Consider the following 25,234-nt stretch of genomic DNA (forward strand, 5'->3'; position numbering starts at 1 on the left):
GACTTTTTGCTGACTTATTTCTGTGATACTGTGATAAAGTAAGGAAAACATTAGTCGGATTGTGCTTTATCTTGTTTTCAGGAGGACTGGATACCAATGAAAGTTTTAGTGGTTGAGGACGAATATGCGATTAGTCAAGTATTGAAAGCTTATTTGCAGAAGGTTAGCTATGAAGTCATACAAGTATATGATGGAAATGATGTCTTAGAAAAATTTCATGAAGCTTACCCGGATCTTGTACTGTTAGATGTGATGTTGCCGAACAAGGATGGGTGGGACATTTTAAAGGAAATAAGAAAAGAAAGTAATTGCCCTGTGATTATGCTGACGGCACTTGGTGATGTGAATTATCGTTTAGATGGATTAGATATGGGTGCAGATGATTATATATCGAAACCATTTGTTGCTGACGAAGTGGTTGCACGTGTGAAAGCTGTATTGAGACGTACTCAGGCAGACAACGATAATCCTGTGAAACGGTATGGACAATTAGAAATTAATTTGAAAGCACATCAAGTGATGGTGAATGGAAAACGTATCTCTCTTACTCCACGTGATTTATCCGTTCTATTATTTTTAGCTGAACATCCGAATCAAACATTCACGCGAGATCAACTTATAGAACAAATTTGGGGTTGGGATTATGAGGGAAGCGACCGAGCAGTTGACCTGGCAATAAAGCGAATTAGAAAGTCATTGGAAGACTGGCCAAGTACGGAAGGGGAAATTAAAACACTTCGGGGATTGGGGTATCAGTTAAGTGTTTATCAAAAATAACAAATGCGACAATGGAATGAATAACCCCAATAAAGAAAAACGTATTTCATTAAAGCAATATTGGACAAGGAGATATTTACTAACATTATGTATGGGGCTTGTTGTCATTGCTATTGTGTCGGCATTCTGGATTCGACATAATACATTAGAAAACAGGTTGAACATAATGTCGCTTCTGGCGGATAGTATGGCAGACCGAGTTGTTGCCACAAATGAGCGGGCAGTACGTCCTCCTGATTTTTTTCATGAGAGGGAATTAAAAACGGAATTGGAAATTGATCCTTTCACTTATATAATCGATACAGATGGAACTATTCTATCAAGTAATCGGCCAAGAGGGCCATTCGAACAACAACTGAATCCCACTATCATTGAAAACAAGGAATCCATTCAGAAAGTAGATCTAATTGGTCAAGAATTCTATATCGTAAAGTCCCCCATTGTGGTTAATGATTCAGTTATTGGGTGGGTGCTAATGGTTGATTCAAAAGATAAATTAACACATGTCAACCAAGAGTATACTCAATTAGCCATTATGATTATAAGTCTTGCCCTGCTGGGTTGGGCTGCCATTTATGTCCTTTCCAATCGTTTAGCAAAACCGATTAGAGATGTATCGGAGGCAGCTAAACTTGTAGCAGAGGGTTATTATCATGTCGATATTCCAAATGAAAGTAAAGAAAAAGAAGTATATGAATTAATCCAATCGTTTAAAGAAATGACAAAAAAGTTAGAAAGGCTTGAGGCCTTGAGAACAGAGCTCCTTGCTGGTGTCACACATGAATTGAAAACACCTGTTACTTCTATCAGCGGTTTATTACAGGCATTGAAAGAAGAGGTGGTAACAGGAGATGAGGCAAAAGAGTTTTTGAATATATCATTAAATGAAGTTGAGAAAATGAAAACGATGGTAGAAGATTTACTTGCATTTAACCAATTTGCAACCAATGAAGTTCCTGTTAATAAAGCCGTTCATAGTAGTAATGAAGTAGTGAAAGATGCAGTTTTTAGTTGGCAAATTGCTCAAAAAGAAGAGATAGAAATCAATTTATCTACGCTCTCCACACCAGTTGAAATAACAGTTGATCCCATCCGTTTTCAGCAAGTAATGACGAATTTGCTGAACAATGCGTATCATGCGATGGAAGGGGAAGGTGAAATTTCCATACTGATGATGGAAAGTGAAACGGAAGTTATGATTGATGTATCTGATACTGGTTGCGGGATTCCTGAAGAGGAGCAGCCCTATATATTTGAACGTTTTTTCCGTGGAGAAAAAAAGAAATATAAAATCAGGGGCCTGGGACTAGGATTGGCACTTAGTAAAATGATATCCCAAGCCCTAGGAGGGGATTTGATTTTATTAAAGAGCTCTGCTGAAGGTACAACTTTTCGAATAACTTTACCTAGTGCCACAGCCAAAATGCATACAACTGAATGACGGTAAGAATTACACTAATCAAGTCAGCATTGCTGGCTTCTTTTTTTTGCTGTCGTCCTTATGAATGAGAATGGCTGAACTTGTAAAATCTACTACTAAGCATAAACACGCATTAAATTCACAGGGGGTTTTTAAAAATGAAAAAACAAGTTTTTCTTTTTTCCATCATTCTTACTTTTGCTTTTTTTCTAGTGGGATGTGGTGGCACAGATCAAGACAATAATGCTGGAAATGAAGAAAACAACGATACTGAACAAACAGGCTCCTTATTTGACGAAATCAAGGAAAAGGGTGTTCTTACAGTAGGAACAGAGGGTACGTATGCACCTTATACCTTCCATAATGAAGAGGATAAATTAACAGGATATGATGTGGAAGTCATTAGAGAAGTCGCTAAGCGTATGGATCTTGAAGTGGAGTTCATGGAAACCCAATGGGACTCAATGTTTGCAGGTCTAAATTCAAAACGATTTGATTTAATAGCAAACCAAGTGGGGATCAATGAAGACCGTCAGGCTAATTATGAATTCTCAGAACCTTATACCTATTCCTCAGCTGTTCTTGTTGTAGCAAAGGATAATAGTGATATTGCGTCATTTGAAGATTTAAAAGGCAGAAAAGCTGCGCAATCTTTGACAAGTAATTACGGTGCAATCGCTCAAGAGAATGGCGCTGAAATCGTAGGTGTAGAAGGGCTTGCTCAGTCGATTGAATTGATTAAGCAAGGACGTGCCGAAGCTACTGTTAATGATAAGCTTGCTGTTCTTGATTATATTAAATCACAAGGTGATGAGAGTATTAAAATCGCTGCTGAGTCAGACGATGTTTCGGAAATGGCCTTTACTTTTAACAAAGGGAATGAAGACTTGGTAAAGGCAATTAACGAGCAGTTGGCTGCAATGAAGGAAGATGGAACATTAGCAAAAATTTCGCAGGAATGGTTTGGTGAAGATGTTTCTACAAAATAGTCTAATTTTCACGATTACTGCCAATATGGAGGGATGGGAGTTATTTATCAATTCCCTTCCCTCCATGCTTTCTGGAGCGATTCAATATACGATTCCACTCACACTTATATCATTTATAGGCGGAATTATTCTTGCGTTGCTCACAGCAATCATGCGATTGTCTAAATCTAGATTCTTTCAGATTCCAGCTATTATCTATGTTTCAGCGATTCGAGGAACGCCTTTACTTGTCCAATTATTTATTATTTTTTACGGACTTCCCAATATCGGAGTCAATATTGACCCTTTTCCAAGTGCGGCAATCGCATTTATTTTAAATGTTGGCGCCTATGCATCAGAAATTATTCGTGCATCCATTTTATCGATACCAAAAGGTCAATGGGAAGCTGCGTTTACAATTGGAATGACAAGATGGACAGCCTTAAGGCGCATCATTCTTCCTCAAGCCGCAAGGGTATCCGTACCGCCACTGTCTAATTCATTTATTAGCCTTGTAAAAGATACATCCTTAGCTTCATTGGTGCTGGTGGCTGAATTATTTCGTAAGGCCCAGGAGATTGCTGCAAGGACGTACGATTTCCTCCTATTATATTTGGAAGCTGCTCTAATCTATTGGATAATTTGTTTCATTTTATCACTGTTTCAAGAAGTACTCGAACGAAGGTTAAGTCGACATGTCTTAAAGTAAAGGGGTGAGGGTATGTTTTTATCTGTTAAGGGTTTGGCAAAATCTTTTGGTGAAAATGAAGTATTAAAAAATATTGATCTCGAGATTAATAAAGGGGAAGTTGTCTCCATTATTGGCCCATCCGGATCAGGAAAAACAACGATGCTCCGTTGCTTTAATGGTCTTGAACAACCGGATAAAGGAAATTTTCAGTTTGAAGATGGATTATCCATAAATTTTGGAGAAAAATTGAGTAAACAGAACGTCATTCGTTTAAGTCGAAAATCGGGAATGGTGTTTCAATCCTATAACCTTTTTCCACATAAAACAGCCCTTCAAAATGTCATGGAAGGCCCACTAATTGTTCAAAAAAGAAATAAGACGGAAGCAAGACGTGAGGCAGTGGATTTACTAGAAAAGGTCGGATTAAAGGAGAAAATGGATTTATACCCTGACCAATTATCTGGCGGACAGCAACAGCGGGTAGGAATCGCGAGGGCATTAGCACTAAAGCCGGAGCTGCTCTTATTCGATGAACCGACTTCCGCCTTAGATCCTGAACTAATTGGAGAAGTGTTAAAGGTGATGAAGGACTTGGCTCATGAAAATTGGACCATGATTATTGTCACTCATGAAATCCAATTTGCAGGTGAGATCTCAGATAAAGTCCTGTTTATGGATGGAGGGTATGTTGTTGAGCAGGGCAAACCAGATGCGGTATTAAAAAATCCAAAGGAAGAACGGACAAAACAGTTCTTACAACGAATCTTAAATCCGACGTAAAAAATATGCTTGAATAGAATCTATTAGATATAGGGAAATTAAAACCGTAATGCTTTTCTTAACTACATAGGTGGTGTTAAGTATGGGCTTTTTAGACAAATTGTTTGGCAAAAATACAGCAACGGAGGATCCAAAAATGACTGAAGAAAAATTAAACATTGGAATTATTCTAGGCAGTACACGTGAAGGTCGAGTTAGTCCACAGGTAGGAGAATGGGTAAAGGGTTATGGTGACAAGAAAGGAAATGCTAACTATGAAATTGTAGATATTAAAGAGTACGATTTACCGTTCTTAGGAACAGCTGATGCACCTGGGATTGCGAAATGGAATGAGAAATTAGCAAGTCTTGATGGTTTTATATTTGTTGTTGCAGAATACAATCACAGTATCACAGGGGCATTGAAAAATGCGATGGATTTAGCTCGAGAAGCTTGGTACAATAAATCGGCTGGAATCGTTAGCTATGGTTCAACTGGTGGCGCTCGTGCGGCCGAACATCTTCGTGGAATCTGTGGTGAATTAAACATTGCGGATGTACGCACCCATCCAACTTTATCGCTCTTTTTAGATTTTGAAAATGGTACTGATTTTAAACCGCAAAATATTCATGATGATAATATGAACATGCTGTTAGACCAAGTTGTTTCTTGGGGGAAAGCATTAAAGACAATTCGATAAAATGAAAATGAGGCAATGTCTAAAAAAAAGGCGTTGCTTTTTTTATTTGCCATTTTTCTAAATCTTAAAAATCATCTCTAAACAAATCTATCTAACTGGTATAATATTGATAGAATCATGAATGACAGGACGGGAGATATATCAGCATGGATCGGATTGAAAGATATCAAGTACTTTTTAATAAAATCAATCAATATAACTCTGGTGAAAAAGGAATAACTAGAATTGCCTATACCAATGAGGAACAAACTTGTACACATGCATTTATGCGGATGTGTAAAGCAGAAGGATTAGAAATCAGTATGGACCAGTGTGGTAATGTAATTGCAAGGAGAGAAGGAAAAAACAAGCATTTACCGCCGGTGCTAATGGGTTCCCATCTGGATACTGTCTATCAAGGTGGAAAATATGACGGGGTAGTGGGTGTTACAGCTGCATTGGAAGTTGTAAAAAGGCTCAATGAAAAGGGAATTGAAACCGCTCACCCAATTGAGATTGTTTCATTTGCCTGTGAAGAATCTGCTAGATTCGGCGTTTCTACTGTTGGAAGTAAGGCGATGTCTGGACTATTTGATAAAGAGAAATTTAGATATTTAAAAGATCGTGATGGAATTACAATGGAAGAGGCCCTTTCATTATGCGCTCTTGATATTGATAGTGTTGAAGAAGCCAGTAGAGTAAATGAAGAAATTAAAGCATTCTTTGAATTGCATGTTGAGCAAGGTCCAGTATTAATAAACAATAACAAAAATATTGGGATTGTTACGGGAATAGCCGCTCCGATAAGGTTGGTTATCAAAATTAAAGGAACCGCCTCGCATTCCGGTACAACCCCGATGCATATGAGAAAAGATGCCCTATTAGGAGCGTCTGAGATCGCACTAGAATTAGAGAAAATTGCCATAGATGAACAACATTATGGAACCGTTGCTACTGTTGGAGTCATGGATGTTCATGCAGGTGCAATGAATGTTGTACCAGGTGAAGTGGATATTAAGGTGGATATCCGATCTACCTCCGTAGAGTCAAGACAAAGAGTAGTAGACCATTTATATAAAACGATACAAGAATTGGAAACAAATCGAAAGCTTGAAATAGTAAGCAATGAAATCATTAGTGAAGAACCCGTTTTACTCTCTAAAGATATAAATGATGTTACAGAATCAATTTGTGAGAGTTTAAATCTTTCCTATCAAAGGATGGCAAGTGGGGCAGGACATGATGCGATGAATATGACAAAGCTTTGTCCTACTGGTTTAATTTTTGTACCTTCTGTCGATGGACTTAGCCACCATCCGGACGAGTATACGGAACTTGAAGATATCATGACTGGGATTGACGTGCTTGAAGAACTTATCCTTCATTATTCAGTGCAGGTAGGCTAGTATTCTGAAACCAGTTTGTCTTAAGATAATGTGTCTGTACAGATTAATAGGAGGGGATAATAGTGGTACATGATGGTATGAATTATGCGCCAAAGGGAAAACCAAATCCTGTTGTGAAAAAAGGGGAATTTATATTTGCAGCAGCATGTCTCGATCATGGGCATATTTACGGAATGTGCAATGGATTAATTGAAGCAGGTGCTACTTTGAAATGGGTATATGATCCCGATCCCCTAAAAGTAGCTAAGTTCTTGGAAACTTTTCCTGAGGTGGTGCATGCTGAGTCTTTAGAGCAAATTTTATCAGATACAAGTGTTCAGCTTGTGGCTGGTGCAGCGATCCCTTCAAAACGAAGTGAACTTGGTATCCAGGTAATGAATGCAGGTAAAGACTATTTTACAGATAAAACACCCTTTACTTCATTAAAACAATTGGAAAAAGCAAGGGAAGTTGTAAAACAAACTGGCCAAAAGTACATGGTGTATTATAGTGAGCGTCTTCATGTAGAGGGAGCTGTATTTGCTGGTGATTTAATTAAAACCGGTGCAATTGGTCGTGTCATTCAGGTAACTGGTTTCGGTCCACACCGATTAAATGCACCTAGCCGACCAGAATGGTTTTTTAAAAGAGAACAATATGGTGGAATCTTATGTGATATTGGCTCTCATCAAATTGAACAATTTTTATATTACACAGGCTGTCAGGATGCAAAGGTGTTACACAGTAAAATAGCAAACTATAACCACCCGCAGTATCCGGAATTAGATGATTTTGGTGATGCAACATTGGTTGGAGATAATGGGGCAACAAATTATCTCCGAGTAGATTGGTTTACTCCTGACGGTTTAAGGACTTGGGGCGATGGGAGAATCTTTATAATTGGTACGGAAGGGACGATTGAAATCCGGAAATACATCGATCTGGCACGTGCGAATAATGGAAATCACGTCTTTTTAGTTAATAAAGATGGAGAGCAGTATTTTAATGTGTCCGGAAAGGTTGGATTTCCTTTCTTTGGGCAGTTCATCTTAGATTGCATGAACCGTACCGAACTAGCCATGACTCAAGCGCATGCTTTTAAAGCAGCAGAATTATGCTTACAGGCGCAAGAGCAAGCCATTGACATATATAGAAATGAGAAATTTAAGATGGGATGACAAGTCAGAGTTCATAAAACTTCCAACTGTCCACAACCCCAATAATCTTGATACAATAGGGACAGAGGGACAGGCCCCTCGTCCCAAAATTAATATCTGATGTGGGACAAGGGACCTGTCCCAGTGACCCAAAAAGGAGCATGTATATGTTCGTACTGTTGATTACGCTATTGGAGCGGTTAGGGATTATTGTTGCAATCGCTTTTATTTTGACTAGATTGAAGTTTTTTAGAGGGATGATGTATCAGGAGGAGCTGAACCGCTGGCAGAAGCTTGTGGCGATTGTCTTCTTTGGTTTTTTTGGAATCATTGGTACGTATACTGGCTTAAGCCTGAACACGGAAAGCCTGCAATTTGACCGGTGGGCATCTGCTTTAACCACCGATGAGGCTTTAGCAAACTCACGGGTAATTGGTGTTGTGCTTGCAGGCCTTCTTGGGGGCTACAAGGTTGGTTTAGGTGCGGGTCTAATTGCAGGAATTCATCGCTTTACCTTGGGAGGGTTTACTGCGTTTTCCTGTGGTTTTGCATCCATTATTGCTGGATTTATCTCGGGATACTTTTATAAGAAAAATAAACATGTGAAACTGAGTACAGCGTTTATTATTGCAGCCTCTGCGGAAGCACTTCAAATGTTGGTTATTTTACTCTTCTCGCGCCCGTTTGAAAAGGCATGGGCTTTGGTTGAGATCATTGGAATTCCGATGATTTTAGCAAATGGTTTGGGATGTGCACTTTTCCTCATGATTATCAAGAGTGTAATTAATGAGGGAGAACGGGTAGGTGCAGTTCAAGCTCAAAAAACACTGCGGATTGCGGACAAGACGCTCGCTTATTTACGGAACGGTTTGAATCGTGAGACAGCTCAGGCCGTTTGTCATATTATTCAGGATGAAATTCAAGCTACAGCTGTCTCGATGACAAACACGAACGAAATCCTAGCGCATGTAGGTCTTGGCCATGACCATCACCGTTCACAGATGCCTATTCAAACACAAATCACGCAGGAAGTTATTCATAACGGGAAAATTGTAATCGCAAACAAAAAGATGATTCAATGTAGGGATGAGGATTGCCCACTCGGTGCGGCTGTGATTGCTCCATTAAAAAGAAGAGAAGAAACGATTGGTACGCTAAAATTCTATTTCCGTTCTGAAAAAGAAATTACACCTGTTGTCACAGAGCTAATCTCTGGTTTAAGTTCACTTTTAAGTAATCAGCTTGAAATTGCGGAGGCGGACAAGGCATTTCAGCTTGCTAAAGAAGCCGAAATCAAAGTGCTTCAAGCACAAATCAGTCCGCACTTTCTGTTCAATACATTAAATACGATTCTCTCATTAGTCAGGAGAGATCCAACAAAAGCTAGGAAACTACTCGTTTCTTTATCACATTTCTTACGCCAGAACCTATCGGTAACGACACAAAATGTAACAACTTTAGAGCAGGAATTGCGGCAAGTTCGAGCTTATTTAGAAATTGAGGAAACAAGATTTGTAGACAAATTGAAGGTATTTTATAAAGTTGAGGAAGCTGCTTTGTATCAGCATATTCCACCACTTACCCTTCAGCCGATTGTAGAAAATGCAATCAAGCATGGCATGAAGAATCATGATGGAGATTTTCAGGTAAGTATTTCAATTCAAAAAGGGAATGACTGTGTTTTTGTTAAGGTTGAGGATAATGGAATGGGGATGAGTAAAGAACGTGCTAGGGAAATTTGCGTTACCCCAATAAAGTCAGAAAAAGGTAGTGGTGTCGCTTTATATAATGTTAATAGAAGGCTTACGATGCATTTTGGTGAAAAGTCCGCATTAGCAATTAAAAGCGAAGTAAATCAGGGAACGGAAATCTCTTTTTCAATCCCAGTTACGGAGGCTATATAAAATGGAATCAAAAATTAAAACACTTATTGTCGATGATGAATTATATAGTCGTGATGAACTGTCACATCTTTTAGAAGCGCATCCATCCATTCAAATAGTCGGGGAAGCCGATTCAGGGGAGGCAGCGATTTTAAAAGCGATCCAACTTCAACCAGATGTTGTCTTTTTAGATATAGAAATGCCAAAGGTTAACGGAATGGATGCAGCAAAAGCCCTTTTGGAATTGAAAAAATCGCCACTCATTGTGTTTGCAACCGCCTACCCGGAATTTGCTGTGGAAGCATTCCGTTTTAATGCAATTGACTACTTATTAAAGCCATTTGATGAGGAACAACTAGAAGAAACAGTAAAACGGATCGAAAAACATTTCCAGACGACTGAGGAAAAGGAAAAAGGAAAGCAAACTGGGAAATTGGCAATTGATTCAAGCGGTGAGATTATCTATCTTGAACCAAAGGATATTTTATATATTGTAAGAGATGAAAAAGTAACCAAACTCATAACTAAGGTGGGAGAATACGAGACAAAAATACAGCTGAAAGATTTGGAAAGCAGACTTGAATCGTTTGGGTTCTTCCGCATCCATAAAAGCTTTCTTGTCAATTTAAAATATGTCACTCGTCTCACTCCATGGTTTAACGGTGCGTATCAATTGGAAATAGAAGGTAGAAGTGAACAGCTCTCAGTTAGTCGAAATTATGTAAAGGCATTACGAGCGAGCTTAGAAATTTAAACAAGAAGGTAGAAATTTTGCGTTTTAGTTCACAATTTGGACACGTTATTGTCGAATTTCTACCTTTTAATCTAAAACCCTCCTAAAATTCACTTTAAATATTATAATTATTGTAAACGCATTCATAAATTCTATTAAAGAGAATAGGGGGAAATAGAATGATTACCTTTTTAGCTAGTATAGCTTTGTTAATTGTAGGGTACTTTACGTATGGTAAATACGTTGAAAAAGTATTCGGTGTGAAGGAAGAACGTGCTACACCAGCATATGTAGATGCTGATGGCGTAGACTATATTCCAATGAGCACAAAGAAAAACTCGTTGATTCAGTTACTTAATATTGCAGGTACTGGACCTGTATTCGGACCAATTATGGGAGCGCTTTACGGACCTGTCGCTTTCATTTGGATCGTAGTTGGATGTATTTTTGCAGGGGCAGTTCATGACTATTTAACTGGTATGATTTCCATTCGTAACAAGGGAGCTCACTTACCGGAACTTGCAACTAAGTTTTTAGGAAAAGCAATGAAACACGTCGTAAACGCATTTGCTGTTTTACTTCTACTATTAGTTGGTACCGTTTTCGTTTCGACTCCTGCTAGTCTATTAAATCTATTACTAGATGGGAAAGTTGCCTTAGGAATTCTGATTGCTGCCATTTTCATCTATTATATCTTGGCAACTTTATTGCCAGTAGATAAAATTATCGGTCGTCTTTATCCATGGTTTGGAGCGATCCTTTTAATCAGTGCTGTAGGTATCGGTATTGGTTTAATAGTTAAGGGAGCACCAATTCCAGAACTTTCATTATCAAATTTCCATCCTGATAATGCACCAATTTTCCCATTATTATTCTTTACAATCACTTGTGGTGCTTTATCTGGATTCCATGCGACACAAACACCAATTATTTCACGTACTACACAAAAGGAAAGCCAAGGACGTAAAATTTTCTACGGTATGATGATTGCTGAAGGGATCATTGCGATGATCTGGGCTGCAGCAGCAATGAGCTTATTCGATGGTTATGGTGGCTTACAAGAACTTCTTGCAGCTGGCGGACCAGGGGCAATTGTAAGTGAAGTTTCAACATTAATGCTTGGTGCTGTTGGTGGAACACTTGCAGTTCTTGGGGTTATCGTATTACCAATCACTTCTGGTGATACTGCATTCCGAAGTGCTCGTATGATTATCGCTGAGTATATTAATATGGCTCAAAAGAAAATGTCTAGCCGTTTATGGATTGCTGTTCCATTATTTGCGATCTCAGTTGTCCTAACACAAATTGATTTCAATATTCTTTGGAGATACTTTAGCTGGGCGAACCAAGCTACAGCAGTAATTGCCTTATTCGTAGGTGCAATGTACCTATACATTGCGAAAAAGAACTACTGGATTTCACTGATTCCAGGAACTTTTATGTTAACAATGGTTATCACGTATATCCTAAATGCACAAATCGGATTCCGATTACCAATGGACATTGCTTGGTACGGTGGTTTTGCAGGAACTGCAATACTTCTAGTGTTATTCTTCCGTCAAGCTAAGAAGTTAAGAGCAGCAAATCATCCGCTTGAAGTAGATATCTCAAACTATAATAAGGTGGCCTAAATGAGTTGCTGTAGTCCTGAATATCGGAAGGTAGTCGAGGCTCAGGAGCAGAAGGTCAATCAGCAAACAAATGACAAAGTTCCTGTTTGGGGAAAAATTGTGAGCATTTCCATTATAGTTGGAGCCATAATCATCTTTGTGCTCTTATAAATGAATCAAAAGTGCATGCATTCTTTTATGAATGTATGCACTTTTTTAATGTTTGAGAAAACTTTCACAAACTTATTGATTTCCTATACATGAAAACTTTAGTACTATAAAAGTAATAAAGGATTTCTTTCTGCACAAAATATCAGAAGGACATCTAGGGAGGTTCATACAGATGGAAATGACAATCAGTGAAGCAGCTGTAAAATGGTTCAAAGAGGATATAAGTGTAAAAGAAGGGGATAGTGTTCGATTTTATCCAATGTTTTACGGAACGAGTCCCGTACAAGAGAAATATTCACTTGCTTTTTCAACGCATGATGAACCCATCCAAATTCATGCAAGTCAAAAGATTGATGACATTGAATTCTATGTAGAAGAGGACGACATTTGGTTTTTTAACGGCCATAATCTCATTGTTGACTATAATCCCGATAAAGATGAACTAGAGTATCAATACCCAAAACCGTAGGCTCACAATAAGTGAGCCTATCTTTATTTTTACAATGTGATTCGAATCACGAACCTTTTCTTTAATCTATGCTATTTTCAAACATAACAGGTATTTTCAATATTGCATTGTTTGAAAGGAGAGATTCGTGTGAGTGAACTTATTAATAACCGTGAACAAAATAAAATCAGTGATCAAGAGCGTGAGGCTCTTATAAAACAAAGCTTTAAAGATTTACATAATGGTAAATCTGTTGAAGAGATAAAATCTCAATTAAAGGATAAAGTGGGCTATATAACCATTGGAGAAGTGTCCAGGCTCCAACATGTATTAATGGAAGAAGAAAATATTCAGGAACATGAGGCTACAGAAATTTGTTCAAAGCATAGAGAGATTTTTAAGGATTTTATAGAAGACACATTAAATCGTCATCCAGATGAACAACCTGGACATCCTGTTTATACGTTTAAGCTTGAAAATAGAGAACTTGAAAAGCAAGTAACTAAAATCAAGGAGCATTTGCAAGAATTCGAAGCAGATGATCAAAGTGAAAATAGATTGAAGTTACTCGGTGATTGTAATCTTTTAATGGATATCAGAAAGCATTATGAACGAAAAGAACAGCTCCTCTTCCCATATTTAGAGAAATACGGCATATATGGCCCAACAAATATGATGTGGAAGATTGATGATTTTATTGTAGACGCGATAAAAGATGCAAAAAGAATGCTTGTCGAATATGATGGGAATAAACAATCCGTTGTGGAGGTCATCAACTTTTTTACCGATCAAATTGACGAAATGATTTATCGTGAAGAAAATATCCTCTTTCCAATGTCGTTAAATAATTTAACAGAGGACGAATGGTTAAAAATTGCTCAAGAAAGTGATGAAATCGGTTTTTGTTTGGTTTCTCCCGAAGATTGGAAGCCTGAGCGAAGTGTGATTGATGATGAGCAAGTGGCGTCAAAAGGATTTATTAAAATGGAAACAGGTATCCTGTCCTTAAAACAACTTGAATTATTATTAAACCATTTACCGGTAGATATTACGTTTATTGATAAAGATGACGTCGTTCGCTACTTCTCAAAAGGAAAAGAGCGTATCTTTGCTAGGACGAAGGCTGTGATTGGGAGAACCGTTCAAAACTGCCATCCTCCTAGAAGTGTTCATGTCGTCGAAGATCTGCTAGATGATTTCAAAGCAGGAAGAAAAGATGTTGAAGATTTCTGGATCAAAGCAAAAGGCAAATATGTGTATATCCGTTATTTTGCGGTCCGCGATGAAGATGGGGAGTATATCGGAACGATGGAATTCTCTCAAAATATTGCTCCAATCCAAGAAATTGAAGGGGAAAAGCGGATTTTATCATAGGGAACATGAAAAATGCTGACATTTTGATGTCAGCATTTTTATGGTACATTGACAAACTCTGTAAATGCAACTTCTTCTCCATTTGCAACAAGAACGCCATGATTGTTCCCATTCAATGTAACTTTTATTTCGTTTGTACCAGATGGTAAAAAGTCCAGATGATAGTATTGCCCATATAAACGATTTACTTTTTCACCGTTTAAATAAATATGGGCGTGCCCTTCATTGTAGGTGGTTTCCTTAGTACCAGCCTTCTTCGGTTCAAATGTGAAATTTTCAGTATGAATTTCTAACAACCATGTTCCGGAAGGGTCTTTTATTACTGAACCAGAAATGGTAGGAGCAAGATGTGAAGGAGGAATAATGATTTGGTTTTCTTGATGCATCATTTCATGGTTACCGGCACTATAGTGGCTGCTCTGATTGTGAAAATATACCATCAATGAAACAGTCCCAAAAATAACAAAAAAACTAATGATTCTATACATAGCCCCCTCCTCATTCAAGAACTAATAGGTGAACTTTGTTTATCTTTTCGTTGTTTAATGAAATAGCCAATTATGAATAACAATAATCCGGATGCAAGAAATGCTAAGTCGTAGGCTAAAGCGTTGGGGTCCCCAGGCTTAACACGGTGGATCTGAAGGAGATGATGATTGACAATCCCCTCAACCATATTAAACACGCCACCCCCGATTAAAAACCAACCAACAAGCAAATGAACTCCCTTTGATAGATTGCTTGGATTTCCTGCCAGCCATAACAGTACACCACCAATGATAAGGGTGATTGTAACAGCAAAATGAAAAATACCATCACTCATGATTTGCCCTGGTCGATCTGTAGCCATATATACACTATGCCACTGTAATAACTGATGAAAAATAATCCCATCAAGTGCCCCTAAAAATCCAAAACCAAAAATAAAACTCCCTGTATTAATCAGTCTTCTTCTAGTATTTGTAGTCAAGATACGTCTCCTCTCTTTCTCTTTTGAACATTAATCTATTTTGTCCCTTTTGCTAGATTTATAAACAGTAACCTAGTAGGAAACTACTATTTTGATTTAAGAGAGAAGGAATCGTGCCCGATTGCCGGGGGAATATCAGTAAAGGGGAACGCAAGGGTAGGAATCGTGCCCGATAGCACGAGAAAGATTGGTAAAGGGGAACGCAAGGGGAGGAATCGTGCCCGATAGCACGAGAAAGATTGGTAAAGGGGAACGCAAGGGAGGAAATCGTGCCCGATAGCACGAGAAAAAGATTGGTAAAGGGGAACGCAAACGGTAGAATCATACCCATTGGCAAGTACTTCCCTAAAAAAGGTAACGCAAACAAAAATGCCTCTCAACTCACACCCCTAAAAATAAAAAAGAACCATCATTTCCATCACTGAATGATTGGTTCTTATGTTTATTGCGGTATAAGTGATCTTTTTTCGTTTTTGTCATTCTTGTTTGCATGTCGAATCCTACAAATGGGCTTCTTCCGTTTTCAGGATTTCGTTTTCCTTCGCGAACAAGCTTCTCGCGAATTTTTCTAGCTTTAGATTTCGCCATCCTCTATCACCTCTTCATCAAATGTGCCTTGGCGTGTTTGCGCCCGATTTTTTTAAAACCCGCGCGATATGGGTCACAAAGACGTTGCCACAGGGACGTGGCGTCCTTAGTCTTTGATCCTATACTCGAAAAATTCCCTTTGAAAAATCGTGGCATCCGCCGGAGGCTTTAACTTTATTCAGTCAGCAGCTGAATAAAGTTAATTATTTACATCTTCAGTATACATGTTTTCCCACATCACTTCCATATAGAAATTTTCAATAAAAATAGGCATTCTCCCATACAGATGCAAATGCCCAGAATAGGATATATACGACAAACAATTTGGGGAGGTGTCGGTATTGACTGATGAGAAAGAAAAAGATACCCGTGATGAGCAGGAGAACCAACGAGTAGATTCGTGGGAATTTTTCTGGGGAAGAAGACCAAGGTCCGAAGAGGAATCAATTGAAGAAGAGTAATATGCCTAGTGCAAAATTAAAAATAGGTCGCTTGGATTGTTTTGATCCACGCGGTCTTTTTTTAATCTAAAAATATGGCATAATAAGAGCAAGCATAATTCGGAGGATTTCCATGCAGGAAAAAATAGTAGATATTTTACTAAATTATGAGGCATATGCAGTAATCATAAGCCTGTTTCTAAATATCGTGATTAGCATATTTGGAGTTCTTCCAAGCGTATTTATTACTGCTGCTAATCTCCTTGTCTTCGGTGTTTGGAAAGGGACTTTCATCTCTTTTATCGGAGAGGTTGTGGGTGCGATTGTGGCATTTTGGTTATACCGTAAAGGATTTAAAAGGTTCATCGATAAGAAGAAACACGAACATTCGCTTATCAATAAACTTCTTTCCGCAAAAGGGAAAGAAGCATTCATGATGATTCTACTATTACGTTTCTTCCCTTTTATTCCTTCAGGGGTGGTTACCTTTACAGCAGCAATTGGTGATGTGAGTTTTATCATCTTTCTATTCGCAAGCTCGCTAGGGAAGCTTCCTTCCTTACTTATTGAGGCGTACTCGGTGCACAATGTCACTGCTGGAACAATGGAAGGGAAAATTATTTTAACAATGGTTTCAATTGTTGGAATCCTCTATATTTGGGCTAAACTAGTAAGAAAGAAAAATACATAGAGATAGTTACATAGAAATGAGGGGTGGATTGGAGATGCAAAAACAACGTATTTTAATTGTGGAAGATGAAGAGAAGATTGCAAGGGTATTGGAGTTGGAATTGACATATGAAGGCTATGAAACTGGGAAAGCCTTCGATGGTAGTACAGGGTTACAACTGTTTCTAGAAGAATCATGGGATTTGGTCCTACTAGATATCATGCTTCCGGGCATCAGTGGAATTGAGGTGCTTAGACGTATTCGTGCTGCAAACTCAGCTACACCGGTCATTCTTTTGACTGCAAAAGACTCCGTAGAGGACAAGGTCTCTGGCCTTGATTTGGGAGCTAATGATTATGTGACAAAGCCCTTTCAAATAGAAGAACTGCTTGCCCGTATTCGAGTAGCACTTCGAAGTAAACCTGCTCATTTAACTTCCGGTCAAGAACAAACCGAAGACTGGTTACGTGTGGGGGACTTAAAACTTAATGAAGGAACATATGAGGTCATTCGTAGAGACGATGCAATAGAGCTAACACCAAGAGAATTTGATCTGCTTGCCTATTTAATGAAGCATCCAAGACAGGTGTTGAATCGGGAGCAATTATTAAATGCGGTTTGGGGTTATGACTATTACGGGGATACCAATATAGTGGATGTGTATATCCGATATTTACGAAATAAAATGGATAAGCCATATGACGAGCCATTAATTCACACAGTACGTGGCGTCGGCTATGTGATGAAGGAATCAAAATGAAACTAAGAACAAAGATTAATTTATTCACGGCTGTTTTGTTTATCATTTTGTTAATCCTAATTAATGTTGCGTCTTTTTTTACGTTTAGGCATATGATGTTCCAAAATGAAGTTGAGCGCACACATGCCGAAGCTGTGCATGCTTTAAATGGGATATCCAAATCAATAGATACAATACAGGCACAGACCTTACTTACTACATATATGCCGATTAACGGAATGCTTCGAGTAGTGCACCCGGATGGCGAGGTCGGTCCAAGAGCATATGTCCCAGAGCAGAAAGTGTTAAAAGATTTTCCAACCACCTACCAAAAATCAGAACGTAAACAAGTTGTTAATTATGATGGAAGACCCTACGCTTTTACTTCATTGCCAATCATTTGGAAAAATGGGGAAGTGGCTGAACTTCAGATGGTGGAAGATTTATCACAGACAGCTGCAAACTTGAAAACATTAAGTCTCGTCTTACTTGCTGTAACGATAATTGCAACCATACCTGTTATCGTTTCAACTAGGGTATTGAGTAATGTGATTACAAAGCCTATTACAGCGATGATTCAAACGATGCGGGAAATTCGCAAAAGCGGTCAATATAAACGGATTCGATTAACAAATGAATCGAACGATGAATTGCATGAAATGGGTCAAACCTTTAATGAAATGATGGATTTATTAGAAGTAAACTACGAAAAACAGGAGATTTTTGTCTCAAATGCGTCTCATGAGTTAAAAACACCATTAACCGTTATTGACTCTTATTCAAGTCTTTTAAAACGGAGGGGGCAGACAGACCCAAAACTTTTTCAAGAAGCAGTGGATGCGATACAATCCGAAGCCATTCATATGAGGGAATTAACTCAGCAGCTATTATTAATGGCAAAACATGATGAGCAATGGAAACTACAGATGGAAAACATTCCTCTACTGCAGCTAGTTGATGAGTCGGTAACTTCTTTCCGAGAGGGCTACAAACGCGACATTTCAATCATTGTGGAAGAAGAATCCATTGTAAAAACTGATAAGCAAAAGCTTAAACAAGTATTTTATATTTTAATGGATAATGCTCTAAAATACAGCGAAAAACCTGTGATTGTAGTGATTGGTAAGGAAAGGAATCAATCAAGCATAAAAATTATTGACCAAGGGATTGGGATTCCGTCACAGGATGTTGGAAAAGTATTTGATCGTTTTTACCGTGTTGATAAAGCTAGAGCGAGAAAAACAGGAGGCTATGGATTAGGACTTTCACTTGCAAAAGATTTGGCAGATGCAATCGGGGCGAAACTTGTTCTCGAAAGTGTTGAAGGGGAAGGAACGACAGCCAATATTCTGCTATCCAATGAGGATTCTCATTAATTTCTCATAAAATGCCGGTATTATAGTAGATAAAACGAAATCAATGGAGTGAGTGTAATGAAAAAAGGGACACTTCCTAAAAGTCTACTCGCTGTAGCAGGTATTATTATTGCAACTTTTGTGATTTGGCAGCTAACAAAGACCTTTACATCTGCAGAACCTTTAACTGAAAAGGATGCCGTTGACCTTGTAGAAAAGATGTATAGCGGTGAAAACACAGAAGTGAGCCGTGAAGGAGACATTTATAAAATTAAATTTGAAATAGAATCTGGCATTTATGAAATAGATGTTAATCGGAAATCGGGTGACGTTACTAACCTCACTCAAATTTCACATGAACCTCGGGAAAAAACAGAGGCTGAGATTCGAGATATCTTAGCCAAAGAGAAGGCCGGAGAAATTAAAACGATTGAAAAGAAGAATGAACAAGATAAAGCTTATTATTATGCAACTGTTACAAAAGACAAAACAGAAGCAACTTATAAATTAGAAACAACGACAGGTAAGATTGTGGATGTTGTAGTAAATAAGCAGCAACAACAGACACCACCTGAAACAAAGCCAAATAGCCAAGAGCCTGCACAACGTATCTCTGAGCAACAGGCAATTGAGCTTGCTCTAAAACAGGTAAATGGTGCTGTGGATGATGTTGAACTTGAAGAAGAAGCGGGCCAGCTCTATTACTTTATCGAAATTGAAGATGCCGGGGAAGAAGAATTCACCGTACAAGTTCATGCGATTTCTGGTGAAGTCAAAGCGATTATCTCAGAAGATTAATTCTTAGAAAAACTCATATGTTTCTCATCAATTTCTCATTTTATTATCTGAGTTTCCTCATTTTCATTGTCTATGATTAAGATAGTTCAAATAAAGGAGGAAACAAAAATGAAGAAAAAACTTGTGGTACTAGGAATCGTTGGAGCAGTTGTATTAGGAGGAGCAGTAGGAGTTGGTGCATTTGCAAAGGAAGCTGAAGTTCCATCTAAACAAGCTGAAGAAATTGCAATTCAAGAGGTAAAAGGAGCACATGTTGAAAAAATTGAACTAGAACGCGAAAACGGAGAGCTTGTTTATGAAGTTGAGCTAGAGGACGAATATGGTGACGATCTAGAGGTAGTAGTCAATGCAGCTACTGGTAAAGTAGTGAGAGTTGAGGATGATCTCGACGATGTCGATCGAGTTACTTCTCAACAAGCCGTTTCATCTGTAAAGATTTCAAAAGAACAGGCCATTTCAATTGTAACGAAAGATACCCCAGGTAAAATTGTTGAAATTGAGCTAGATGATGATAACCATTATGAAATTGAAATGATATATGATGGTAAAGAAGTCGAAATGGAGATTTCTGCAATAGACGGAACAATCTTAGAGAAGGAAATAGATGATCGTGACGACGATGACAGAGACTAAATTATTGTAAAGAAGAGGCCAGAACTTAAATTCTGTCCTCTTTTTTTATTTAGGTTCTTTTCTAAAAGCTTGTTGTTTTTATATGTAGGTGCTTTCCGCTCTAGGTACTCGATTTCCGCGGGCGATCCGCAAGCATCCTCGCTTAACTGCGGGTCTCGCCTGGCTCGTTATTCCCGCAGGAGTCTCGTACCATCCTGAAATCACTGAATGTACAATTATATATCCTTTGCATAATCGGATTACGGAAATAGCCTTTATTTATATATTTACAAACTCTCACATGTTTCTCATCAATTTCTCATTTTATTATCTGAGTTTCCTCATTTTAGTTGTCTATGATTAAGATAGTTCAAATAAAGGAGGAAACAAAAATGAAGAAAAAACTTGTGGTACTAGGAATTGTTGGAACAGTTGTATTAGGAGGAGCAGTAGGAGTTGGTGCATTCGCAAAGGAAGCTGAAGTTCCATCTAAAAAAGCTGAAGAAATTGCGATGCAAGAGGTAAAGGGAGCAAATGTGAAGGAAGTTGAGCTTGAGCACCAGAATGGAGAGCTTATTTACGAAGTTGAGCTTGAAGGTACACATGATGACGATGTTGAGGTAGACATCAATGCAACTACAGGTAAAGTTGTGAAAGTAGATGATAATCGTGATGACGACAATGTAAAGGTACAAAATAACGTAACATCTGGAACAGTTGTAAAAGCGGATGATGATGACGATGTTAATGTAAAAAACAATGTATCTTCTGAAAAAGTTGTAAAAGTAAATGCTGATCGTGACGACGACCGAGTTACTTCTCAAAAAGCTGTTTCATCAGTGAAAATTTCAAAAAAACAAGCTATTTCAATTGCAACTAAAGACACACCAGGTAAAATTGTTGAAATTGAGCTAGATGATGATAACCATTATGAAATTGAAATGATATATGATGGAAAAGAAGTCGAAATGGAGATTTCTGCAGCAGACGGAACAATTTTAGAGAAGGAAATTGATGACCTTGACGATGACAGAGACTAAATTTTATAAAAAGAGTGGCCAGAACTGCATTTAACGCGTTCAGATTTGAAGTGCCAAGCAGTAAGCGTGAATTCACAAACGGATTCACGTTTAATTTTTTTGATAAATTAACGTTTAATGCGGCTATTATAATAAATAGTTCAAATTCGTATCACGTTATAGGAATTACTTGACTTCGGACACACCCGCGACGATTTCGCCATAGCAAGTCCGAAGAACGCTAATCTTCGGACACACTCACAACGATTTCGCCCTCACAAGTCCGAAGATCCCTAACCTTCGGACACACCCTCGACGATTTCGCCCTCGCAAGTCCGAAGATCCCTAACCTTCGGACACACCCACAACGATTTCGCCATGGCAAGTCCGAGGATCCCTAATCTTCGGACACAAATACAACGATTTCGCCAACTCAAGTCCGAAGATACTTACCCTTCGGACACACCCTCGACGATTTCGCCATAGCAAGTCCGAAGATCGCTAATCTTCGGACACACTCACAACGATTTCGCCAACCCAAGTCCGAAGATTGCTAATCTTCGGACGCACTCACAACGATTTCGCCCTCGCAAGTCTGAAGATACTAAACCTTCGGACACCCCCACAACGATTTCGCCCTCGCAAGTCTGAAGATACTAAACCTTCGGACACATCCTTGATGATTTCGCCATAGCAAGTCCGAAGATCCCTAACCTTCGGACACCCCCACAACGATTTCGCCAACCCATGCTCGAAGATACTTAACCTTCAGACACACCTACAATGATTTCGCCCTGACAAGTCCGAAGATCGCTAATCTTCGGACACACTCACAACGATTTCGCCCTCGCAAGTCTGAAGATACTTAACCTTCGGACATGCCCGTAAGGATTTCGCCCTCGCAAGTCCGAAATACTCAACCTTCTTTGACACCCCCGCGATTTAATGACCGTAACGACGCCCCCGTGAAGATGACAGAAACTAATACCTAAAACAAATGAGGCCAGGGCAATCCTGACCTCATTTTTATTACATATTTTCTTCAAAAACATCAGTTACATCATGTGGACCATATGATTGATTGGAGGGGATGACTAGTGTGATGTCTGTAGCAGGATAATAAGAAGAAGCAAAACTTACTCCAGGATCATACCCCATCACATGATATTTATAAATCTCAGATTCTCTTTTAGAAATCCATACCCCATAGCCATAAAATTCATCATCCTCAGTATGTACGTGAGGTGTTAAAAGCAGGTTAGTAGTTTCCTTGCTTACTAATTTATGGCCAAAGAGAGCATCCCAAAATTTCATCATGTCGGGTGCAGTGACAAATGCTCCACCATCTGATCCTCCCTTAATCGGAATGGAGTACATATTTGTTCGCCATGTTCCATCTTCTTCGTTATCGATATACCCTATTGCTGTGTTTTTCGGAAGATTATCGAGAGAATAGTATCCCGAGCCCTCCATATCACATGGTTTAAAAACATTCTCAATCACATAATCTGTAAATGATTTCCCGGTTTTCTGCTCAATGATTAACCCTAATAAAATATAGCCGGCATTGTTATAGTGAAATCTTTCACTAGGTTCAAACATCATACTGTTACTCTGGAACAATGGAAGAAAATCCTTCAATTCACGAATTAGGTACATCGGATTATCTTTCCAAAGCTCCTCAAAATCATCCATTACGGCTTCATCAAAATAATCAGGGACACCGGAAGTATGAGTTAATAAATGGTGGATGGTAATATTCTCAGCGAAATTTGGAAACTCAATATTCAAGCAATCTCTTAATCGTGTATCAAATGTTACGAAACCTTTTTCAACAAGCTGGCACACTGCGATGGCGGTAAAAAGTTTGCAGCCAGATGCGATTCCAAACCTTGTATTGATCTTGTTCTCTAGTTCTTCAGCTCTATTGGAAAAGCCGTAAGCTGACTGGATCATTATTTCATCGTGTTGTTTGGCAAGAACAACTCCGGAAAACGTACTTTGGCTACAAAATTCATTTATTTTACTGTTTAAGTCTGAATTTAAAGTATTCATTCAATTAACTCCTTAGTCATATTCCAATTGGCTTTTGCAACAAACAACAATTATATTCAGGGACTCTATTAAACACTATCATAATTTTCTAGTTATATGTCGAAAGAATATTCAAACGGTACAAGTATCCTAAATTTAAAGATGAGTAATATTTATGCCTCGGTAAAATATAGTAAGTGAGGATAGTATAAGGAGGAGAATACATGACCTATCTTTTGCTATTAATTGGATTTGCATTATTAATAAAAGGTGCAGACTATTTTGTTGAAGGTTCCTCAAAAATTGCTGGACTTATGAACGTTCCTCCGATTCTCGTCGGGCTTACCATTGTTGCGTTCGGAACAAGTTCACCAGAAGCAACGGTAAGTATTATTGCGGCTATCGAAGGCAATGCCGATGTGGCAGTTGGAAATGTGGTCGGAAGTAATATCTTTAATATCACGTTCGTTGTTGGGATAACAGCCATGATTAACCCGCTGAAAGTTGAGAATGCAACGATTCGAAAAGAAATTCCCTTTACATTTTTGGCGAGCATTGCCCTATTTGTATTGATGGGTGATCTGGCATTACAAAATGCAACTGTTAATACTATTTCACGTACTGAAGGGATCCTCCTCCTCCTCTTTTTTAGTGTGTTTTTGTACTACATTATTGAGGTGGCTCGAAATAATCGTAATTCTGTAGTGGCTGAAACGACAGAAAAAAAATGGGGCAAAAATATTGCATTAACACTCGGTGGCTTAGCAGCAATCATTTTTGGTGGAGATTTAGTGGTAGATAACAGCATAAAAATTGCCTACTCATTTGGAATGAGTGAAACATTAGTTGGCTTAACTATTGTAGCCGTTGGAACTTCCTTGCCAGAGCTTGTGACATCAGTTACTGCAGCCATAAAAAAACAAAGTGAAATAGCATTAGGAAATATCGTTGGAAGCAATATCTTTAACATCTTCTTTGTACTTGGAGCTTCTTCAGTTATTTCACCATTACCGGTCGACGGTAAAATTTTCATAGATGTCATGGTAATGCTTATTTTAACAATCGTACTATTTGTATTCTCTCGAACAGAATTCAAGATTGCCAAATCTGAAGGAGGTATCCTTACAGTCGCTTACATTGCCTATATGGTATTTATCATATTAAGAGGTTAAATTTCACCGTGTAATGCGGTGTTTTTTATTTCAAATATATAGATTATTAGATGAAAAATATGTGAACTAAAGTAATATAAGAGTTAACAAAGCAGATTTATATTTTATTTCAAAACAGGGGGAAAGTTGATGTACAAACTCCGAGGTCACCATCTTTTTTGCCTTTTAGGTTATAGGGGAATGGGTTATTCCAGAGAGTACGTGGAAAATATGACGATTGTTCACCAGACCCTTAGAAACAATCCGAGGACACTTATTCAGATTGTTAAAGGACCAGATCATCTATGCGAGAAGTACCCGAATACGGGTGAATACCATTGCCAAAATGCGTCCATTTTCGAAAGGGATGCTATGATTTTAGAAAGAATGGGACTTCGAGTCGGACAAATTTTAAGATGGGAAGACATTGAAAATAGAATCAAAAAGCATGTCATTCCTGCAGACATTCAAACAGTGTGTGAATCTTGCTCATGGCGCTCCTATGGCGTCTGTGAAGAAGGGGTAAAGGAAATGATTGAAGGTAAAGGACTACGTGAAGTGAAATAAAGCAAAAAAAATGCCTACTACTAGTAACGGGTTCTGTATTGAAGTACAGAACTAAAAATAAAAGGGGAAATTGCAAGTTAAATCTCATACAAAAAAACACCGTATTAATTTCGGTGTTTTTTGTGTATTTATTCTTATTTAACGAAAGTACCTGTTAGTTTCTGTAGTAATTTAACTGATTTATTACCTCATTTAATACACTACATACTGGGGACTCTAAGTGCTTTACTTACTTA

The 25,234-nt window shown here is 38.3% G+C and carries 26 protein-coding genes; 22 read left to right on the forward strand and 4 right to left on the reverse strand.

Annotated features, from left to right (window positions below):
• The first annotated feature begins 96 nt into the window (after positions 1-96).
• From ACR65M_RS07675 to ACR65M_RS07740, 14 genes are all read left to right on the forward strand, one after another.
• Positions 97-777 carry a response regulator transcription factor gene (locus ACR65M_RS07675; RefSeq protein WP_440273021.1) on the forward strand — a complete coding sequence of 227 codons (681 nt, stop codon included), beginning with the start codon at positions 97-99 and terminating at the stop codon, positions 775-777.
• Entirely contained in the window at positions 761-2,218 is a 1,458-nt protein-coding gene (locus tag ACR65M_RS07680) for a HAMP domain-containing sensor histidine kinase (RefSeq protein WP_440273022.1), read from the forward strand. Before ACR65M_RS07675 ends, ACR65M_RS07680 begins: the two co-directional genes overlap by 17 nt.
• A 137-nt stretch (positions 2,219-2,355) precedes the next feature.
• A complete protein-coding gene (locus tag ACR65M_RS07685; RefSeq protein WP_440273023.1) occupies positions 2,356-3,186 on the forward strand; it encodes an amino acid ABC transporter substrate-binding protein in 831 nt (276 codons plus the stop codon).
• Complete coding sequence (locus ACR65M_RS07690; RefSeq protein ID WP_341333493.1) at positions 3,170-3,874, forward strand: amino acid ABC transporter permease; 705 nt, start codon at positions 3,170-3,172, stop codon at positions 3,872-3,874. Before ACR65M_RS07685 ends, ACR65M_RS07690 begins: the two co-directional genes overlap by 17 nt.
• 12 nt (positions 3,875-3,886) lie before the next feature.
• Positions 3,887-4,636, forward strand: coding sequence for an amino acid ABC transporter ATP-binding protein (locus ACR65M_RS07695; RefSeq protein WP_341330416.1), 750 nt, complete (start codon positions 3,887-3,889; stop codon positions 4,634-4,636).
• 82 nt (positions 4,637-4,718) lie between these two features.
• Entirely contained in the window at positions 4,719-5,315 is a 597-nt protein-coding gene (locus ACR65M_RS07700) for an NADPH-dependent FMN reductase (RefSeq protein ID WP_341330417.1), read from the forward strand.
• Positions 5,316-5,461: 146 nt separating this feature from the next.
• The gene (locus ACR65M_RS07705) at positions 5,462-6,700 is read left to right on the forward strand and encodes a Zn-dependent hydrolase (protein WP_341330418.1); all 1,239 of its coding nucleotides are present in this window, start codon (positions 5,462-5,464) and stop codon (positions 6,698-6,700) included.
• A 77-nt stretch (positions 6,701-6,777) separates the two neighbouring features.
• Positions 6,778-7,857: a Gfo/Idh/MocA family protein gene (locus ACR65M_RS07710; RefSeq protein WP_440273027.1), complete on the forward strand. Its 1,080-nt coding sequence runs from the start codon at positions 6,778-6,780 to the stop codon at positions 7,855-7,857.
• A gap of 146 nt (positions 7,858-8,003) precedes the next feature.
• Positions 8,004-9,740, forward strand: coding sequence for a LytS/YhcK type 5TM receptor domain-containing protein (locus ACR65M_RS07715; protein WP_341330419.1), 1,737 nt, complete (start codon positions 8,004-8,006; stop codon positions 9,738-9,740).
• A 1-nt stretch (position 9,741) separates the two neighbouring features.
• Positions 9,742-10,473: a LytR/AlgR family response regulator transcription factor gene (locus tag ACR65M_RS07720; RefSeq protein WP_341330420.1), complete on the forward strand. Its 732-nt coding sequence runs from the start codon at positions 9,742-9,744 to the stop codon at positions 10,471-10,473.
• A 158-nt stretch (positions 10,474-10,631) separates the two neighbouring features.
• Positions 10,632-12,083, forward strand: a complete 1,452-nt coding sequence (locus ACR65M_RS07725; protein ID WP_341330421.1) for a carbon starvation CstA family protein — start codon at positions 10,632-10,634, stop codon at positions 12,081-12,083.
• Positions 12,084-12,233 (forward strand): hypothetical protein, encoded by a 150-nt coding sequence (locus ACR65M_RS07730; RefSeq protein ID WP_341330422.1) that lies wholly within the window; start codon positions 12,084-12,086, stop codon positions 12,231-12,233.
• A 172-nt stretch (positions 12,234-12,405) separates the two neighbouring features.
• Positions 12,406-12,702: a HesB/YadR/YfhF family protein gene (locus tag ACR65M_RS07735; RefSeq protein WP_341330423.1), complete on the forward strand. Its 297-nt coding sequence runs from the start codon at positions 12,406-12,408 to the stop codon at positions 12,700-12,702.
• Between the two features lie 129 nt (positions 12,703-12,831).
• Positions 12,832-14,055 (forward strand): DUF438 domain-containing protein, encoded by a 1,224-nt coding sequence (locus ACR65M_RS07740; protein WP_341330424.1) that lies wholly within the window; start codon positions 12,832-12,834, stop codon positions 14,053-14,055.
• Positions 14,056-14,093: 38 nt separating this feature from the next.
• On the opposite strand, the gene ACR65M_RS07745 is transcribed toward ACR65M_RS07740, so the two are convergent.
• The 3 genes from ACR65M_RS07745 to brfA all read right to left on the reverse strand — a co-directional run bounded on the left by ACR65M_RS07745 (position 14,094) and on the right by brfA (position 15,613).
• On the reverse strand, positions 14,094-14,543 hold the full coding sequence (locus ACR65M_RS07745) for a hypothetical protein (RefSeq protein ID WP_341330425.1): 450 nt from the start codon (positions 14,541-14,543) through the stop codon (positions 14,094-14,096).
• A 14-nt stretch (positions 14,544-14,557) separates the two neighbouring features.
• Positions 14,558-15,025, reverse strand: coding sequence for a DUF2243 domain-containing protein (locus ACR65M_RS07750; protein WP_341330426.1), 468 nt, complete (start codon positions 15,023-15,025; stop codon positions 14,558-14,560).
• Positions 15,026-15,406: 381 nt separating this feature from the next.
• On the reverse strand, positions 15,407-15,613 hold the full coding sequence (brfA, locus tag ACR65M_RS07755) for a ribosome rescue factor BrfA (RefSeq protein ID WP_341330427.1): 207 nt from the start codon (positions 15,611-15,613) through the stop codon (positions 15,407-15,409).
• A gap of 573 nt (positions 15,614-16,186) precedes the next feature.
• Here brfA and ACR65M_RS07760 point away from each other — a divergent pair.
• From ACR65M_RS07760 to ACR65M_RS07785, 6 genes are all read left to right on the forward strand, one after another.
• Positions 16,187-16,744 (forward strand): TVP38/TMEM64 family protein, encoded by a 558-nt coding sequence (locus ACR65M_RS07760; RefSeq protein WP_341330428.1) that lies wholly within the window; start codon positions 16,187-16,189, stop codon positions 16,742-16,744.
• Between the two features lie 34 nt (positions 16,745-16,778).
• Positions 16,779-17,483 (forward strand): response regulator transcription factor, encoded by a 705-nt coding sequence (locus ACR65M_RS07765; RefSeq protein ID WP_440273024.1) that lies wholly within the window; start codon positions 16,779-16,781, stop codon positions 17,481-17,483.
• Positions 17,480-18,838 (forward strand): sensor histidine kinase, encoded by a 1,359-nt coding sequence (locus tag ACR65M_RS07770; RefSeq protein ID WP_341330430.1) that lies wholly within the window; start codon positions 17,480-17,482, stop codon positions 18,836-18,838. Before ACR65M_RS07765 ends, ACR65M_RS07770 begins: the two co-directional genes overlap by 4 nt.
• Before the next feature lie 57 nt (positions 18,839-18,895).
• Positions 18,896-19,615 (forward strand): PepSY domain-containing protein, encoded by a 720-nt coding sequence (locus ACR65M_RS07775; RefSeq protein ID WP_341330431.1) that lies wholly within the window; start codon positions 18,896-18,898, stop codon positions 19,613-19,615.
• Between the two features lie 108 nt (positions 19,616-19,723).
• Complete coding sequence (locus ACR65M_RS07780; RefSeq protein ID WP_341330432.1) at positions 19,724-20,248, forward strand: PepSY domain-containing protein; 525 nt, start codon at positions 19,724-19,726, stop codon at positions 20,246-20,248.
• Positions 20,249-20,619: 371 nt separating this feature from the next.
• Positions 20,620-21,267 (forward strand): PepSY domain-containing protein, encoded by a 648-nt coding sequence (locus ACR65M_RS07785; protein WP_341330433.1) that lies wholly within the window; start codon positions 20,620-20,622, stop codon positions 21,265-21,267.
• A gap of 1,008 nt (positions 21,268-22,275) precedes the next feature.
• Here the strand turns inward: ACR65M_RS07785 and ACR65M_RS07790 are convergent.
• Entirely contained in the window at positions 22,276-23,301 is a 1,026-nt protein-coding gene (locus tag ACR65M_RS07790; protein ID WP_341330434.1) for a serine hydrolase domain-containing protein, read from the reverse strand.
• Positions 23,302-23,504: 203 nt separating this feature from the next.
• Between ACR65M_RS07790 and ACR65M_RS07795 the strand changes: the two genes are divergently transcribed.
• Together ACR65M_RS07795 and ACR65M_RS07800 are read left to right on the forward strand one after the other, a co-directional pair.
• A complete protein-coding gene (locus tag ACR65M_RS07795; protein WP_341330435.1) occupies positions 23,505-24,452 on the forward strand; it encodes a calcium/sodium antiporter in 948 nt (315 codons plus the stop codon).
• 129 nt (positions 24,453-24,581) lie between these two features.
• Positions 24,582-24,998, forward strand: a complete 417-nt coding sequence (locus ACR65M_RS07800; protein ID WP_440273025.1) for a DUF1284 domain-containing protein — start codon at positions 24,582-24,584, stop codon at positions 24,996-24,998.
• Positions 24,999-25,234: the final 236 nt, after the last annotated feature.

It is taken from the genome of Ferdinandcohnia sp. SAFN-114, from assembly GCF_059415045.1.

Coding starts and splice junctions, on each gene's coding strand:
- ACR65M_RS07675 (WP_440273021.1), top strand. CDS start 97: ATGAAAGTTTTAGTGGTTGAGGACGAATATGCGATTAGTCAAGTATTG.
- ACR65M_RS07685 (WP_440273023.1), top strand. CDS start 2,356: ATGAAAAAACAAGTTTTTCTTTTTTCCATCATTCTTACTTTTGCTTTT.
- ACR65M_RS07690 (WP_341333493.1), top strand. CDS start 3,170: ATGTTTCTACAAAATAGTCTAATTTTCACGATTACTGCCAATATGGAG.
- ACR65M_RS07695 (WP_341330416.1), top strand. CDS start 3,887: ATGTTTTTATCTGTTAAGGGTTTGGCAAAATCTTTTGGTGAAAATGAA.
- ACR65M_RS07700 (WP_341330417.1), top strand. CDS start 4,719: ATGGGCTTTTTAGACAAATTGTTTGGCAAAAATACAGCAACGGAGGAT.
- ACR65M_RS07705 (WP_341330418.1), top strand. CDS start 5,462: ATGGATCGGATTGAAAGATATCAAGTACTTTTTAATAAAATCAATCAA.
- ACR65M_RS07710 (WP_440273027.1), top strand. CDS start 6,778: ATGAATTATGCGCCAAAGGGAAAACCAAATCCTGTTGTGAAAAAAGGG.
- ACR65M_RS07715 (WP_341330419.1), top strand. CDS start 8,004: ATGTTCGTACTGTTGATTACGCTATTGGAGCGGTTAGGGATTATTGTT.
- ACR65M_RS07720 (WP_341330420.1), top strand. CDS start 9,742: ATGGAATCAAAAATTAAAACACTTATTGTCGATGATGAATTATATAGT.
- ACR65M_RS07725 (WP_341330421.1), top strand. CDS start 10,632: ATGATTACCTTTTTAGCTAGTATAGCTTTGTTAATTGTAGGGTACTTT.
- ACR65M_RS07730 (WP_341330422.1), top strand. CDS start 12,084: ATGAGTTGCTGTAGTCCTGAATATCGGAAGGTAGTCGAGGCTCAGGAG.
- ACR65M_RS07735 (WP_341330423.1), top strand. CDS start 12,406: ATGGAAATGACAATCAGTGAAGCAGCTGTAAAATGGTTCAAAGAGGAT.
- ACR65M_RS07745 (WP_341330425.1), bottom strand. CDS start 14,543: ATGTATAGAATCATTAGTTTTTTTGTTATTTTTGGGACTGTTTCATTG.
- brfA (WP_341330427.1), bottom strand. CDS start 15,613: ATGGCGAAATCTAAAGCTAGAAAAATTCGCGAGAAGCTTGTTCGCGAA.
- ACR65M_RS07760 (WP_341330428.1), top strand. CDS start 16,187: ATGCAGGAAAAAATAGTAGATATTTTACTAAATTATGAGGCATATGCA.
- ACR65M_RS07765 (WP_440273024.1), top strand. CDS start 16,779: ATGCAAAAACAACGTATTTTAATTGTGGAAGATGAAGAGAAGATTGCA.
- ACR65M_RS07770 (WP_341330430.1), top strand. CDS start 17,480: ATGAAACTAAGAACAAAGATTAATTTATTCACGGCTGTTTTGTTTATC.
- ACR65M_RS07775 (WP_341330431.1), top strand. CDS start 18,896: ATGAAAAAAGGGACACTTCCTAAAAGTCTACTCGCTGTAGCAGGTATT.
- ACR65M_RS07780 (WP_341330432.1), top strand. CDS start 19,724: ATGAAGAAAAAACTTGTGGTACTAGGAATCGTTGGAGCAGTTGTATTA.
- ACR65M_RS07785 (WP_341330433.1), top strand. CDS start 20,620: ATGAAGAAAAAACTTGTGGTACTAGGAATTGTTGGAACAGTTGTATTA.
- ACR65M_RS07790 (WP_341330434.1), bottom strand. CDS start 23,301: ATGAATACTTTAAATTCAGACTTAAACAGTAAAATAAATGAATTTTGT.
- ACR65M_RS07795 (WP_341330435.1), top strand. CDS start 23,505: ATGACCTATCTTTTGCTATTAATTGGATTTGCATTATTAATAAAAGGT.
- ACR65M_RS07800 (WP_440273025.1), top strand. CDS start 24,582: ATGTACAAACTCCGAGGTCACCATCTTTTTTGCCTTTTAGGTTATAGG.